Genomic DNA, 13,955 nt, shown 5'->3' on the forward strand with positions numbered 1-13,955 from the left:
CCCCACCCATGAGCCGCACTTCCCCCCACACGCACCACGAGAGCGGCCAGGTCAGCCGCCGCGGTCTGCTCAGGACCGCCGGCGGCCTCACCGCGGCCCTCGCCCTCGGCGCCACGGCCACCGCCACCACGGCCGGCGCCGCACCCGCCACCTTCACCCACCCCGGCATGCTCCACAACGCCGGAGACATCAACCGCGCCAAGGTCAGGGTCGCCGCGGGCGACGACCCCTGGCTGTCCGGCTGGAACAAGCTGACCGCCAACTCCCACGCGCAGTCCACGTGGACCCCACGTGCCACGGCCACGATCATCCGTGGCGGCACCGGAGAGAACTACCCGCAGCTCTACAACGACATCGCGGCCGCCTACCAGAACGCGCTGCGCTGGCGGGTGGGCGGCACCGAGGCCAACGCCCAGTGCGCCGCCACCATTCTCAACGCGTGGTCACGCACCCTCACCACGGTCACCGGCAACGCCGACCGGTTCCTCGCCGCCGGCCTGTACGGCTGGCAGTTCGCGAACGCCTGCGAACTCATGCGCGGCTACTCCGGGTTCGACCTCGCCGCCGCCCAGGAGATGCTGGTCAGAGTCTTCTACCCGCTCAACAACCAGTTCCTCACCGGCCACAACGACGCCTGCATCACCAACTACTGGGCCAACTGGGACCTGTGCAACATGGCCTCGGTCATGGCCATCGGGATCCTCACCGACAACGCCGCCAAGTACGACCAGGCCGTCACCTACTTCAAGTCCGGCGCGGGAAACGGTTCCATCCAGCACGCCGTCCCGTTCCTGTACAGCAACGTCGAGGGCTACGACCTCGGGCAGTGGCAGGAGTCCGGCCGCGACCAGGGCCACACCGTCATGGGCATGGGCCAGATGGGCGCGCTCTGCGAGATGGCCTGGAACCAGGGCGACGACCTCTACTCCTATGACGGCCGCCGCTTCATGAAGGCCGCCCAGTACGTCGCCAAGTACAACCTGAACATGAACGTGCCGTTCACCACCTACACCTGGGGGACCGGCCAGAACTGCGCCCAGCAGTCGCAGACCGTGCTCGGCGCCTCGTCCCGCGGCCAGGCACGCCCGGTGTGGGCGATGCTCCACTACCACTACGGGCGTCGGCTGCTCCTCGACGACAAGTACATCTCCCAGATGTGCTTCTCCGTCGCCCCCGAGGGCGGAGGGGGTGACTACGGCACCACCAGCGGCGGATTCGACCAGCTCGGGTTCGGCACGCTGATGTACGCGAAGTAACCGTGTACCCGAGTGACTGAACACGCCGCGTGACTGCGCACCCAAGGTAACCGCGTACCCCGAACAGCCCCCTCATCCGCTCGTGCGCCGGAATACCGGACCACAATGAGTTGCTCTGATCTTCACGGTGCACGAGCGCGGTGAGGAGGCTGGTGGACGTATGACGGCAGACCAGGCAGACCCCGTGGTGAGCACGCCCCATGGTGCCCTCCGGGGCCGGTACGAGCGCGGTGTCGCGGTCTTCCGTGGCATCCCGTACGCGGCCCCGCCCTTCGGCCCTCGCCGCTTCCGCCCGCCCGTGCCACTGGCGCCCTGGGACGGGGTCCGCGACGCAGGCGCCTTCGGCCCCACTCCGCCGAAGCCGCCGTACACCGACGCCTTCGCCCACTACCTGTCCGACCCGGTCGTGCCCGGGGACGACTGCCTCAACCTCAATGTCTGGACCCCGCAGCCCGACCCCGGAGCCCGTCTCCCCGTCCTCGTCTGGCTCCACGGCGGCGCCCTGACCAGGGGTTCCTCCGCCGTACCCGTCTACGACGGCCATGCCTTCGCCCGCGACGGCGTGGTCTGTGTATCCATCAACTATCGGTTGGGCGTCGAGGGCTACGGACTGTTCCCGGACACGCCCCCGAACCCCGGCCTGCGCGATCAGATCGCCGCCCTGACCTGGGTCCACGAGACGATCGAGGCCTTCGGCGGCGACCCCGGCCGCATCACCCTCTTCGGCCAGTCCGCCGGGGCGATCAGCATCGGCGCGCTCATCGCCGCCCCGCAGACCCAGGGGCTGGTCCGCCGGGCCGTTCTGCAGAGCGGTCCGCCCGAGGCGTCCGAGCGGGCCAAGGTACGGCGCATGGTCCGCCGGATGGCCTCCCGGCTGAAGATCCCCGCCACCGCCGAGGCCTTCGCCGCCGTCGACCGGGACCTGCTGCTGCGCACCCAGGCCGAGGTGGGCAAGCTGAGCAGCCCGGTGGTCGGAGGCCCCGCGTTCGGCGTCGTCATCGACGGTGACGTCGTCCCCCGCGACCCGCTGGAGGCCCTCACTGACGGTGGCGCGGCCCCCGGCGTCGAACTGCTGCTGGGCTGGACCCGCGACGAGTACCGGCTCTGGCTGGTGCCGGGCGGACTCCTGGAGCGCGTCGACCGCCTCGGAGCCGTCGCCCTCGCGGGCGCCATGGCCCGCTGCCACTGCGGGAGCGAGGTCCCACGCGGCTACCGCACGCTGCACCCCGAGGCCGGCACCGCGGAGATCGTCGGACAGCTCGTCACCGACCACCTGCTCCGCATCCCCCTGCACCACCTGGCCGACGCCCGCACCGAACCGTCGTACGTCTACGAGTTCGCCTGGCCCTCGAACCTGCCCGACCTCGGCTCCTGCCACGCGCTGGAGCTGGGCTTCGTCTTCGACACCGGGGACGTCGCCGAGTCCCGGAAACTGGCGGGGGAGGGCGCGCCGCAGGAACTGGCGGACGCCATGCACGCGGCCTGGGTGCGGTTCGCCACGGACGGTGACCCCGGCTGGGAACGCTGGGACGACGCGCACCCGGTGAGGGTGTTCGGAGACCGCGCACCGGACGCCGAGAACGGGCTCGCCTACACGGCCCACGGACCCAGGGACCCTGAACTCGCCCTCTGGAACGCCGACGCCCTCCGGCCTCCGGAGCCCGCACCCACGGTGGTCCCGGCCGACGTCTCACCCACCCGAAGCGCCGAACTACGGTCAGCCGTACGGCGACTCCGCCGCGCCGGGGCCCTGCGACGTCACTGACGAAGCGCCCGGCGCCACCACTGACGAGGCGCGCACCGCCGCCCATGGCGAGCATCACACCGCCGCGCGGGACGTGCGGCTAGCGCGACCGGGGCGCGCCCACCGAGTCCCGCACCACCACGTGCGTGCCCAGCAGCAGGTGTTCGTCCGGAGCCCCCGGGGCACGCTCCAGGGCCGTGCGGACGGCGAGACGGCCGAGTTCCTCGTAGGGGACGTGAACGGTCGTCAGGGCGGGGTGCAGGTCTCGGGCGAACGGGATGTCGTCGTAACCCGCGAGTGAGACGTCGCCCGGCACCGTCAGGCCCGCCTCGTGCAGCGCGGTGAGGGCACCCGCCGCGACCATGTCCGTGGCCGCCACCACCGCGCTGAACTCCAGGCCGTCCCCGATCGCCTGCCGCATCAGACGGTGGCCGGCGTCCCGGGTGAAGTCGCCGTGCAGGACGAGGGACGGGTCGGGGGTGAGGCCGCGGGCCCGGTGCGCGGCGAGGTAACCGCGTTCACGGCCCAGGGCCGTGGTGTGGTCCGCCCGGCCGCCGAGGAACAGCACCCGGCGGTGGCCCTGCGCGAGTACATGCGCGACCAGGGTGTGGGCGCCGCCCTCGTTGTCGTACTCGATCACCGTCACCGGGGCGCCCGGGTCCAGCGGCGGCCGGCCGCAAAGGACCAGGCGGGAACCGGCCGAGGCCAGGGAGTCGGCCATGCGGTGGGTGCGTTCGCGGTACTCGGGGGTGTCGGCCGTGCCGCCGACCAGGATCACGGCGGCCGCCCGCTGGGCCCGCATCATCTCGACGAACTCCAGCTCGTGCCGGACGTCACCCTCCGTGCTGCACACCAGGCAGAGATGGCCGAGCCGGGTCGCCTCGCGTTCCACGCCGTGGGCCATGTGCGCGAACGAGGGGCCGGTGATGTCCTCCAGCACGAAGGCGAGGGTGGGCGTGCCGGCCCCGGCGATCGCCTTCGCCCGGGCATCGGCCACGTAGTCCAGCTCACGGACCGCCCGCATCACGCTCCCTCGGGTCGCCGCACTCACCGGGTACACCCCGCCCAGCACCCGGGACACCGTCGACGCGGAGACGCCCGCACGCGCCGCGACGTCCCGGATGGTGCTGCGGCCCGCGTCCCCGCTCTTCCTCGTCATGCCTGCCTCGTCTCTCCGGGCACCGGTGCGCGCCCACCCCCTCGGGAAGGCGGCCATGCCGTAGCAACCGGTTCCCGCGACGGAGGCTAGCAGCGGGGAGGAGAGCGCAGGAGTGGTGTGCGCGTACTGCCGGGGCGGGGCGCGATGCCGTACCGGGTACGCCGCTTCCCTTGCTTCCTCTGCTTCCCCTGCTCTCCGATGCCGTAGGGCTACGCCGCTCCCAGCGCCCCCGCGATGCCCGCGATGCCGTCCGGCCCCACCCGGCAGCAACCGCCGATCAGCCGGGCCCCCGCCTGCTGCCAGCTCTTCACCTGGCCGGTGGCGAAGGTGGAGCGGCCGGCCCAGGCGCGCGCCTCGGCGTCCCAGGTCTCGCCGCTGTTGGGGTAGACGACGACCGGCTTGCCGGTGACGCGCGCGGCCGTCGCCGCCGCGGCCTCCACGTCCTGCGGCGCACAGCAGTTCACCCCGACCGCGATCACCTCGTCCGCCTCCGCGGCCAGGGCGAAGGCCTCCTCCAGCGGCTGCCCGGCCCGGGTGCGGTCACCGGCGACGGAGTACGTCAGCCAGGCCGGCACCCCGAGCCCGCGCACCGCCCGCAGCAGGGCCGCGGCCTCGTCGGCGTCCGGGACCGTCTCCAGCGCCAGGACGTCGGGCCGGGCCGCGGCCAGCACCTCCAGGCGCGGCCGGTGGAAGCGTTCCAGCTCGTCCACGCTCAGCCCGTAGCGCCCCCGGTACTCCGAGCCGTCCGCGAGCATCGCCCCGTACGGACCGGCCGACGCGGCCACCCACAGGGGCCGCGAGACGCCCGCCCGCCGGGCCGCCTCCCGGGCCGACTCCACGCTCAGCGCCATGAGTTCGGCCGCCCGGTCGCGGCTGATCCCGCGCTTGGCGAACCCCTCGAACGTGGCCTGGTAGCTGGCGGTGATCGCCACGTCCGCTCCCGCCCGGAAGTAGGCGAGGTGCGCCTCGGTCACCGCCTCCGGCTGTTCGGCGAGCAACCGCGCCGACCACAGCTCGTCGCTCAGGTCGTGCCCGGCCGACTCGAGCTGGTTGGACATGCCGCCGTCGAGGACGACCGTCCCGGCGGCGAGGGCTTCGGCGAGGGTGAGGGTGCTGGTCATGCCGACGACGGTAGTCGAGAACCGGCGGCGGACCCCAGCCGAGTGTGTCCAGTGTATGAACAGGTCGACCAACATATGGGACGGCGGGTTACGATCACGGCCCTCCCCTCCGCTCGTACAGGAACGCCCATGACCGTCCCCCGCCCCGCCGGAGCCGCCGAACCCACCGGCCCCGAGTCCTCCGAGCCGGCCACGGCCGCCGAACCCACCGGCCCCGAACCCTCCGAACCGGCCACGGCCGCCGACACAGCCCCGGTCACGGCCGCCGACACAGTCCCGGCCGTCGCCGCTGCCGCGGCCGTCTCCGGGGCCCCGGCCCCCCGCCGCACCTTCGGTCTCGCCGCCGCCACGGCCCTCGTCATGGGCAACATCATCGGCGGCGGCATCTTCGCCCTGCCCGCCACCGTCGCCCCCTACGGCACGATCAGCCTGCTCGCCTTCCTCGTGCTCTCCGTCGGAGCCGTCCTGCTCGCGCTGCTCTTCGGCAGGCTCGCCCGGCGCAGCCCCGTCACCGGCGGCCTGTACGTCTACCCGCGGGACGCCTTCGGCGAGTTCGCCGGGTTCCTGTCGGCCTGGTCGTACTGGACGATGTGCTGGGTCAGCATCGCCGCCCTGGCCGTCGCGGTCGTCGGCTACGTCGACGTCCTGATACCCCTGCACGGCAACCGCGTCCTCCAGGCCCTCGTCGCGATGGCCGCCCTCTGGCTGCCGGCCGCGGCGAACTTCGCGGGCACGCGCTGGGTCGGCGCGGTGCAGGTCGTCTCCACGATCCTGAAGTTCGTCCCGCTGCTCCTGCTCGCGACGATCGGCCTGTTCTTCGTCGACGCCGACAACTTCGGCCCCTTCAACGCCTCCGGCCAGAGCGTCTCCGGCGCTCTCGCCGCCTCCGCCGCGCTGCTGCTCTACAGCTTCCTCGGCGTCGAGTCGGCCGCGGTCAGCGCGGGCGAGGTCCGTGACCCCGCGCGCACGGTCGGCCGGGCGAGCGTCCTCGGCACCCTGGCCTCCGCCCTCGTCTACGTCCTCGGCACGATCGCCGTCTTCGGGCTGGTCCCGCACGACCGGCTCGTCGACTCGGGCGCCCCCTTCGCCGACGCCGTGAACACGATCACCGGTGGCGGCTGGGGCGGCACCGCCATCGCCCTGGTCGCGGTCGCCTCGATCACCGGCTGCCTCAACGGCTGGATCCTCATGGCCGCGCAGATGCCGTACGCCGCCGCCCGCGACGGCCTCTTCCCCGCGCCCTTCGCCCGCCTCGGCAAGGGGGGCGTCCCCGGCTTCGGGGTGTGGGCCTGCGCGGTCCTCGGCAGCCTCCTCATCGCCCTCAACTACACGGCCGGCCCGGACACCACCTTCCGCGTCCTCGTTCTGATCACCACGTTCACCGGCTGCGTGCCGTATCTGCTGTCGGCGGCGGCCCAGCTCTACTGGCTGGCCCGCGGCACCCGCGAGTTCCCCCATCGCCCCGCGGGCCTCGCCCGGGACCTGACGGTCGCGGTCCTCTCGTTCGGCTTCTCGTTCTGGCTGATCGCCGGCGCCGGGTACGCGGCTGTGTACCAGGGCGTGCTGTTCCTGTTCGCCGGAATCCCGGTGTACGTGTGGCTGCGGGGACGCAAGGACACGGCTCAGGCGGAGGCATAGCATCGGGGGATGCCCGAGGTCGCTGCAGCGCATGCCGAAGTACGTGAGGTCCTGGGAGTCCCTGCGGACAGGGCGGTGTTCGAGCCGCTCACGCACAACCCCTGCAACGGCGTCACGGCCGGGGTGTGGCGGGTCACCGGCGGCGACCGCTCGGCCGTCCTGAAGGTCCTGACACGGACGAAGGAGACCGACGTCAGCTGGTCGGCGTCCAACGATCCGCGCCACTGGAACTTCTGGCGCCGCGAGGCGTACGTCTACGGGTCCGGCCTCGCCCAGGTCTGGCAGCGGCACGGCATCCGCGCACCCCGGCTGCTGGAGTGCGCCGAACGCCCCGACGGAGACGTGGCGTTGTGGCTGGAGGACGTGCCGGGCGGACCGGCGACCGCCTGGCCCCTGGCCCGCCACGTCGACCACGCCCACCGCCTGGGCGTCGCGCAGGGCGCCGTGGGCGCGGGGGAGGACACCCCCTGGCTCTCGCAGCGCTTCCTGCGGGACTACACGGCGGGGAAGACGACGGGCGAGGCCCTGCTCGACACCGACGAGGCGTGGCAGCACCCCCTGATCCGACGGCACTTCCCGCCCGGCCTGCGCGAGGACATGGTCCGCCTCCACCACGACCGTGAGTGGTTCCTCACGGTCATGGAGTCGCTGCCCCGCACCCTCTGCCACCTCGACCAGTGGCCGGCGAACCTCCGCTCGGACGGCCCCGGCGACGGCGTTCTGCTCGACTGGGCGTTCACCGGCGACGGCGCCCTCGGCGAGGACCTCGGTAACTACCTCCCGGACTGCGTCTTCGACCTGTTCGTCCCCGCCGCCGACCTGCCGGGCCTGGCCAAGGCGGCCTACGACGCCTACGTGCAAGGCCTGCGCGAGAGCGGCTGGCGCGGCGACGAAGCCCTCGTACGACTCGGCGTGTGCGCCTCCGCCGTCAAGTACGACTGGCTCACCGCGCTGATGCTGGCGCGGGCGGACGAGCAGCCGGTGGCCTACGGCGGCGAGGGCACCGTCTCGGCCGAACTCCGCTACCGGGAACGGGGACTGGCCCTGGCGTACCTGGCCGAATGGGCCGCCGAGGCACGGCTGCTGGCTCCCCGCCTCGGGTTTCCCGAAGCCCCCACCGGCCGCTGAACCCGCTGCACCGCCGTACGGAAGGGAAGGTCATGGCCCGAGTCGCCGAGTTGTCGTACTACCCCGTCAAGGGCTGCGCCGGTACGTCGGTGCGCGAGGCGCTGCTGACCCCGGCGGGACTCGCGCACGACCGCAGCTTCATGGTGGTCGGCCAGGAGGGCGGGTACCGGACGCAGCGCCGGGATCCGCTGCTGGCCGTCATCCGCCCCCTCATCACCCCCGACGGCGGCCACCTCACGCTCACCGCACCCGAGTCCGAGCCTCTCCACCTCCGGGTGGACACCTCCGGTACCCGGCAGAAAGTGGACCTGTTCGGAACCGCTTACCAGGGCATCGACCAGGGCGACGAGGCGGCGGACTGGCTCTCGGACGTGCTCGGCGTACCGAGCCGGCTGGTACGGACCCCGCCGGAACACGACCGGGTGACCGACGGCCTGACGCCCGGCACCTCCGGCTACGCCGACAGTTGCGCCCTGCACGTCCTCTCCCGCTCCACCCTCGACCTCCTCAGCACCAGGATGACCGCCCGGGGCGCCCAGCCCCTCCCCGTCGACCGCTTCCGCCCCAACCTCGTCGTCGACGGCTGGGACGATCCCCACACGGAGGACCGCGCGCACCGCCTGCGCATCGGCACCACGGAACTGGGCTACGCCAAGCTCGCCATCCGCTGCGCGGTCACCCTGGTCGACCAGCACGCCGGCACCCGGGCGGGCCCGGAGCCCCTGCGCACCCTCGCCGGCTACCGCCGCGCCACCCAGGGCGGCGTCGCCTTCGGCACGAAGTACGCGGTACTCCGGCCCGGCACGGTGGCGGTGGGGGACGAGGTGGAGGTCACGCTGTGGGGCGAGTCCGAGCTGTGAGGACCGGCCGGGTCACCGCCGCGCGCGGCCCGCATGCCGCCCGCCCCGCCGGTGGCCCCGGCCCCGTCGCGTCGCCACCGGTACCGCGAGGCTGATGACCAGGGCGGAGCCGAGGGCGTAGGGCCACCAGCCGAATCCGAGGTGCCGCGCGGCGCCCGCGCTGCGTGGGGCCACAGTGGAGGGCGCGGAGGGGGTGGGGGACGGGCGGGGGGCGCGGACGGCCGTCAGGACGACGTCGTTGCCGTCGCCGCCCCGGTAGGTGAGGCGGTAGGCGGTGCTGGCCAGTTTCAGGCGGGCGCCCTCCTTCAGGCCGGTGAAGGTTCCCGACGTTCGGGCCGTGCCCCTGTGGTCAAGCACGGTGATCTCGGGGGTGCCCTCGGGCGCGGACGATACGTCGAGGTCCCCGGCCAGCCTGACCCGGCCCGTCACGGTCAGCGGCTTGTTCCGCAGGACCAGTGAGCCCTTCGGGCTCTGCGTGTAGGGGCCGTTGACGGTGAGGCCCGTCGTGACCGTGCCGTCGTTGGTGACCGCGCCGCTCACCGTGCCCGTGCCGGTCAGCGTCGTCGCCACCCGCAGACCCGGCCGGCCCGCGTCCAGTCGCGCGCCGGCCGAGGTGAGCCGGATCGTCCTGCTGTGGGTGAGGGTGGCTCCGCCGCGCAGCGCCAGCGTGCCCGTGGAGACCGTGGTCGGTCCGGCGTACGTCACCGCCCCGCCCGTCAGGGTCGCGGTGGCGGTGCCCGACTGGGTGAGGGAGCCACTGCCGGCGACGCGGGAGAGGGTGACGGGCCTGTTGGTGTTGCGCAGGACGAGGGCGCCGTTGTTGACGAGCCGGTAGTGGCTGCCGCCCGTGTACAGGCCGCCGTCGCCGCCCCGCTTGCCGCTGCCGAGGCGCAGGACCGCGCCCTTCTCCACCGTCGTGGAGCCGTCGTAGTACTGGACGGCGGCGAAGGTCACGTCGTTGCCGGGTGTGCCGGCGATGACGACGTCGCCGGCGCCGGGGGCGGACAGGGTGTCGTGGAATCTGCCGCCGCCGATGGGGGCGCCGAGCGTCACCGGGCCGTTGTAGTCGAAGGTCAGCCGGGAACGCTCGCGGGCCGCCAGCAGGTTGATGTAAACGGTCTCCGCCGTACCCGGCATGAAGATCCGGTCGGTCGTGCCGTCGCCCCACCGGACGTTCGCACCCTTGATGTTGGTGCCGCGCTTGTTGACGTTCTTGCGGGCGGGCGTCCAGTTGAGGGCCGGGTCGCTGAGCGACGGGTCGGTGTCGCCGCCCCGGTCCGACCAGCTGTACTGGCCGGTCAGGACCACCTCGCCGCCCGGCCGGGACTGGACGTTGATGTCGCTGCCGTACGCGCGCTGGTAGAAGTCCATGCCCATCGTGACGGTCCGGCCCAGCGGGGTGTCCACCGTCCAGGTGCCCTGGTTGAGGATCGTGCGGACGCGCGGCAGCGAGGTCGCGTACTCGGGGCGCCCGGCGTTCGCCTGCGTGCCGTTGTCGATCACCCCGGAGAAGGGGTGGGTGCCGGGCAGGTCCCACGTGCCCCACAGGAACCTGGGCTGGGTGATCAGGCCCGAGCCGCTGATGGTGCCCAGGGTGTAGGCGCTCCTGAGGGAGAGGCGGAGGGTTCCGTCGACCCGGATGTTGTCCTGGTTGAGGCGGAACCCCGGGGTGTCGTACGGGAAGTGGCCGATCAGGCCGGTGGTGCCGCCGTCGCCGTACTGGAGCGTCGCGCCGCGCTCGACGGTGACCGCAGGAGGGTCGGGCCGGGTGACCGTGACGTACGGGTGGTTGCCGCCCGCCGTCCGCACCCGTTGCCGCTGCCGGGCCCGGGGGAGCGTGAAGTCGCTGTCCCTGGTGAGGATCAGCGTCCCGGTGCCGCGCACCGTGAGCGTGCCCTCGCCGCGGAACACGCCGTCGTACGTCGTCGTCCCGGGCGGCACGGTGACGACCGTGTCGCCGCCGAGCGTCACGTCCCGGCCGGCCAGCACGTCGGCCGTGACGTCCCGGGCGCCGGCGGCCGCCGCCGGGGGAGCGGTGACCAGGGACGCGACCGTCGCGAGGACGCCCGCGGCCGCTGCTGTGGTGTGGATCAGGCTGCGCACATGACCGGAGACGGCCCATGTCCGCGCCGATAACAGAAAATTGGCGCTCGCTGTTTCCGAAACGAGGCGAGCGCATTGTCGCGGAGGCGTGCGCATTCGTCGCCGAGGCCTGCGCCTCCGTCACCGAGGCGTGCGCATCCGTGACCCAGCCCGGGCGGATTCGTCACCGAGCCCGGGCGGATTCGTCACCGAGCCCGGCGGATTCGTCACCGAGCCCGGCGGATTCGTCACCGAGCCGGGCGGGTTCGTCCCGTCAGACCCGTTGACCTCCACGTGTCACCCCCATACCTTTTCGGCGTTCGTAATGACAGATGGTGTTCGAAATATCAGACGCTGCATTCGACGACGACGCCGTGTGTCCCCCAGTGAGAGGCAGGTCCCCCGCATGAGCCGCGACCGCGACCACGCTCTGCCCGAACCCCCCAGCCGCAGAATGCTGCTGAAGGGCGCCGCAGCCGCCGGCGCCTTCGCCGCCGTCCCCGCCCTCCCCGGCGTCGCCGAGGCGGCGCCCCGGGGAGAAACCGCTGCCGGAGCAACCGCCGGGCACCCGAAGCCGGCCCCCTTCGTGAACCCTCTGGTCCGCAACCGTGCCGATCCGCACATCAACCGGCACAAGGACGGTTTCTACTACTTCACCGCCACCGCCCCCGAGTACGACCGCATCATCCTGCGCCGCTCCCGCACCCTGCGCGGCCTCGGCACGGCGGACGAGTCCGTCATCTGGCGCGCCCACGCCACCGGCCCCATGGGCGCCCACATCTGGGCGCCCGAACTGCACCGCATCGGCGGCAAGTGGTACATCTACTTCGCCTCCGCCCCCGCCGAGGACGTCTGGGCGATCCGCATATGGGTGCTGGAGAACTCCCACCCCAACCCCTTCAAGGGCACCTGGGTGGAGAAGGGCCAGGTCAAGACGGCGTGGGAAACCTTCTCCCTGGACGCCACGACCTTCACCCACCGGGGCAAGCGCTACCTCGCCTGGGCCCAGCACGAGCCCGGCCTGGACAACAACACCGGCATCTTCCTCTCGGAGATGGCCGACCCGTGGACCCTGAAGGGCCCGCAGGTGCGGCTCTCCACCCCGGAGTACGACTGGGAGTGCATCGGCTTCAAGGTCAACGAGGGCCCCTACGTCCTCAAGCGCAACGGCCGCCTCTTCATGACGTACTCGGCCAGCGCCACCGACTTCAACTACTGCGTGGGCCTGCTGACCGCCGACGCCGACAGCCACCTCCTGGACCCGATGAGCTGGTCCAAGTCGCCGACCCCGGTCTTCACGAGCAATGACACGACCAAGCAGTACGGCCCCGGCCACAACTGCTTCACCGTCGCCGAGGACGGCCGCACCGACGTCCTCGTCTACCACGCCCGCCAGTACAAGCACATCAACGGGGACCCGCTGAACGACCCCAATCGCCACACCCGCGTCCAGAAGCTCGGCTGGAAGCGCGACGGCACCCCCGACTTCGGCGTCCCGGTCGCCGACACGGCAACGGCAGGTGACTGACATGAGACGTGCGTACGCCGCCCTTCTCGCCCTGTGCCTCGCGCTGTTCGGCGCCCTCGCCACCGCCGGCCCCGCCCAGGCCGCACCCCAGAAGATCACCAACGGCACCCAGTTCACGGACACCTCCGGCAACCCCGTCCACGCGCACGGCGGCGGAGTGCTGAAGGTCGGCAGCTACTACTACTGGTTCGGCGAGCACCGCAACGCCGACAACACCTTCCGGTACGTCGACGCCTACCGCTCGAGCGACCTGAAGAACTGGGAGTTCCGCAACCACGTCCTCACCGAGGCCAGTGCCCCGGAGCTCGCGACCGCCAACATCGAGCGGCCGAAGGTCATGTACAACGCCTCCACCGGCACGTTCGTGATGTGGATGCACAAGGAGAACGGCGCCGACTACAGCGAGGCCCGCGCCGCCGTGGCCGTCTCCGACACCGTCGACGGCGACTACACCTGGAAGGGCAGCTTCCGGCCGCTCGGCCAGCACATGTCCCGCGACATCACGGTCTTCGTCGACACGGACGGCGCCGGTTACATGATCTCCGCCGCCCGCGAGAACTACGACCTCCAGATCTACCGCCTCACCGCCGACTACACCGGCATCGCGAGCCTGGTCGCCAACCCCTGGCCCGGCGGCCACCGCGAGGCCCCGGCGCTGTTCAAGCGGGGCGGCGTGTACTTCATGCTGACCTCGGGCGCCACGGGCTGGAACCCCAACCAGCAGCAGTACGCCACCGCCACGAGCATCGCCGGCCCCTGGTCGGCCATGAAGAACGTCGGCGACTCGACGGCGTACGGCTCGCAGACCGCCTTCGTGCTGCCCGTGCAGGGCACCTCGGGTACCTCGTACCTCTACCTGGGCGACCGGTGGGGCAACTCCTTCGGCGGGACGGTCGACGACTCCCGGTACGTGTGGCTGCCGCTGGCCTTCTCCAACGCGACCACGATGTCCATGTCCTGGTCACCCGAGGTCACGGTGGACACGGCCGCCGGGACCGTCACCGGTACCGCCGCCACGTACAACACGCTGATCGCCCGCCACTCCTCCAAGTGCGCGGACGTCACCAGCCAGTCGCTCTGGGCGGGCGCCCAGATCAAGCAGTACGACTGCAACGGCGGCGCCAACCAGAAGTACTGGTTCAAGTCCGTCGGAAGCGGTTACTACCAGCTGATGGTCAGGAACAGCAGCCTGTGCGTGCAGGAGAACGCGAGCTCGGTCACGCAGGAGAACTGCGCCTCCTCCGCGACGAACCAGCAGTGGTCGCTGGCCACCACCGGTTCGTACGTGAACGTCACGTCCCGCGCGAGCGGCGAGTGCCTCGACGTGAACGGCGCGTCCACCGCCAACGGTGCCGCGCTCATCACGTACACGTGCAACGGAGGCACCAACCAGCAGTGGACGCGCGGAACATGACGACCGGAACATGACGACCCGGGCG

Annotated in this window: 10 protein-coding genes; 7 read left to right on the forward strand and 3 right to left on the reverse strand. The window is 72.1% G+C overall.

The genetic code is table 11. From position 1 onward, the window contains the following. The first annotated feature begins 8 nt into the window (after positions 1-8). Complete coding sequence (locus QOL88_RS31145) at positions 9-1,256, forward strand: alginate lyase family protein (RefSeq protein ID WP_097221602.1); 1,248 nt, start codon at positions 9-11, stop codon at positions 1,254-1,256. A gap of 160 nt (positions 1,257-1,416) precedes the next feature. After that, positions 1,417-3,021 carry a carboxylesterase/lipase family protein gene (locus QOL88_RS31150; RefSeq protein ID WP_097221603.1) on the forward strand — a complete coding sequence of 535 codons (1,605 nt, stop codon included), beginning with the start codon at positions 1,417-1,419 and terminating at the stop codon, positions 3,019-3,021. Between the two features lie 79 nt (positions 3,022-3,100). On the opposite strand, the gene QOL88_RS31155 is transcribed toward QOL88_RS31150, so the two are convergent. After that, positions 3,101-4,159, reverse strand: a complete 1,059-nt coding sequence (locus tag QOL88_RS31155; RefSeq protein ID WP_097221604.1) for a LacI family DNA-binding transcriptional regulator — start codon at positions 4,157-4,159, stop codon at positions 3,101-3,103. A gap of 209 nt (positions 4,160-4,368) precedes the next feature. Next, positions 4,369-5,280 (reverse strand): homocysteine S-methyltransferase, encoded by a 912-nt coding sequence (mmuM, locus tag QOL88_RS31160; protein WP_097223256.1) that lies wholly within the window; start codon positions 5,278-5,280, stop codon positions 4,369-4,371. Positions 5,281-5,409: 129 nt separating this feature from the next. On the opposite strand from mmuM, the gene QOL88_RS31165 reads away from it, so the two are divergent. The 3 genes from QOL88_RS31165 to QOL88_RS31175 are packed head-to-tail and all read left to right on the forward strand — an operon-like array spanning position 5,410 to position 8,906. Beyond that, complete coding sequence (locus QOL88_RS31165) at positions 5,410-6,918, forward strand: amino acid permease (RefSeq protein WP_097221605.1); 1,509 nt, start codon at positions 5,410-5,412, stop codon at positions 6,916-6,918. Between the two features lie 9 nt (positions 6,919-6,927). Beyond that, positions 6,928-8,046 (forward strand): aminoglycoside phosphotransferase, encoded by a 1,119-nt coding sequence (locus QOL88_RS31170; RefSeq protein WP_097221606.1) that lies wholly within the window; start codon positions 6,928-6,930, stop codon positions 8,044-8,046. Positions 8,047-8,078: 32 nt separating this feature from the next. After that, complete coding sequence (locus QOL88_RS31175; RefSeq protein WP_097221607.1) at positions 8,079-8,906, forward strand: MOSC domain-containing protein; 828 nt, start codon at positions 8,079-8,081, stop codon at positions 8,904-8,906. 12 nt (positions 8,907-8,918) lie between these two features. Here the strand turns inward: QOL88_RS31175 and QOL88_RS31180 are convergent, their stop codons facing one another. Continuing rightward, entirely contained in the window at positions 8,919-11,009 is a 2,091-nt protein-coding gene (locus QOL88_RS31180) for an autotransporter (protein WP_097221608.1), read from the reverse strand. 385 nt (positions 11,010-11,394) lie between these two features. Here QOL88_RS31180 and QOL88_RS31185 point away from each other — a divergent pair, with 385 nt between their 5' ends. Both QOL88_RS31185 and QOL88_RS31190 read left to right on the forward strand, forming a co-directional pair. Further along, positions 11,395-12,516, forward strand: coding sequence for a glycoside hydrolase family 43 protein (locus QOL88_RS31185; protein ID WP_097221609.1), 1,122 nt, complete (start codon positions 11,395-11,397; stop codon positions 12,514-12,516). A gap of 1 nt (position 12,517) precedes the next feature. Continuing rightward, complete coding sequence (locus QOL88_RS31190; protein WP_097221610.1) at positions 12,518-13,930, forward strand: RICIN domain-containing protein; 1,413 nt, start codon at positions 12,518-12,520, stop codon at positions 13,928-13,930. The last annotated feature ends 25 nt before the right edge of the window (positions 13,931-13,955 follow it).

The sequence above is a fragment of the Streptomyces sp. Ag82_O1-12 genome, from assembly GCF_900182715.1.
In the GTDB taxonomy this organism is placed as follows: Bacteria; Actinomycetota; Actinomycetes; order Streptomycetales; family Streptomycetaceae; genus Streptomyces; species Streptomyces massasporeus.

Excerpts from the sequence above, each read along its gene's own strand:
- QOL88_RS31190 (WP_097221610.1), top strand. The coding sequence starts at position 12,518 with ATGAGACGTGCGTACGCCGCCCTTCTCGCCCTGTGCCTCGCGCTGTTC.
- QOL88_RS31155 (WP_097221604.1), bottom strand. The coding sequence starts at position 4,159 with ATGACGAGGAAGAGCGGGGACGCGGGCCGCAGCACCATCCGGGACGTC.
- QOL88_RS31150 (WP_097221603.1), top strand. The coding sequence starts at position 1,417 with ATGACGGCAGACCAGGCAGACCCCGTGGTGAGCACGCCCCATGGTGCC.
- QOL88_RS31165 (WP_097221605.1), top strand. The coding sequence starts at position 5,410 with ATGACCGTCCCCCGCCCCGCCGGAGCCGCCGAACCCACCGGCCCCGAG.
- mmuM (WP_097223256.1), bottom strand. The coding sequence starts at position 5,280 with ATGACCAGCACCCTCACCCTCGCCGAAGCCCTCGCCGCCGGGACGGTC.
- QOL88_RS31175 (WP_097221607.1), top strand. The coding sequence starts at position 8,079 with ATGGCCCGAGTCGCCGAGTTGTCGTACTACCCCGTCAAGGGCTGCGCC.
- QOL88_RS31185 (WP_097221609.1), top strand. The coding sequence starts at position 11,395 with ATGAGCCGCGACCGCGACCACGCTCTGCCCGAACCCCCCAGCCGCAGA.
- QOL88_RS31170 (WP_097221606.1), top strand. The coding sequence starts at position 6,928 with ATGCCCGAGGTCGCTGCAGCGCATGCCGAAGTACGTGAGGTCCTGGGA.
- QOL88_RS31145 (WP_097221602.1), top strand. The coding sequence starts at position 9 with ATGAGCCGCACTTCCCCCCACACGCACCACGAGAGCGGCCAGGTCAGC.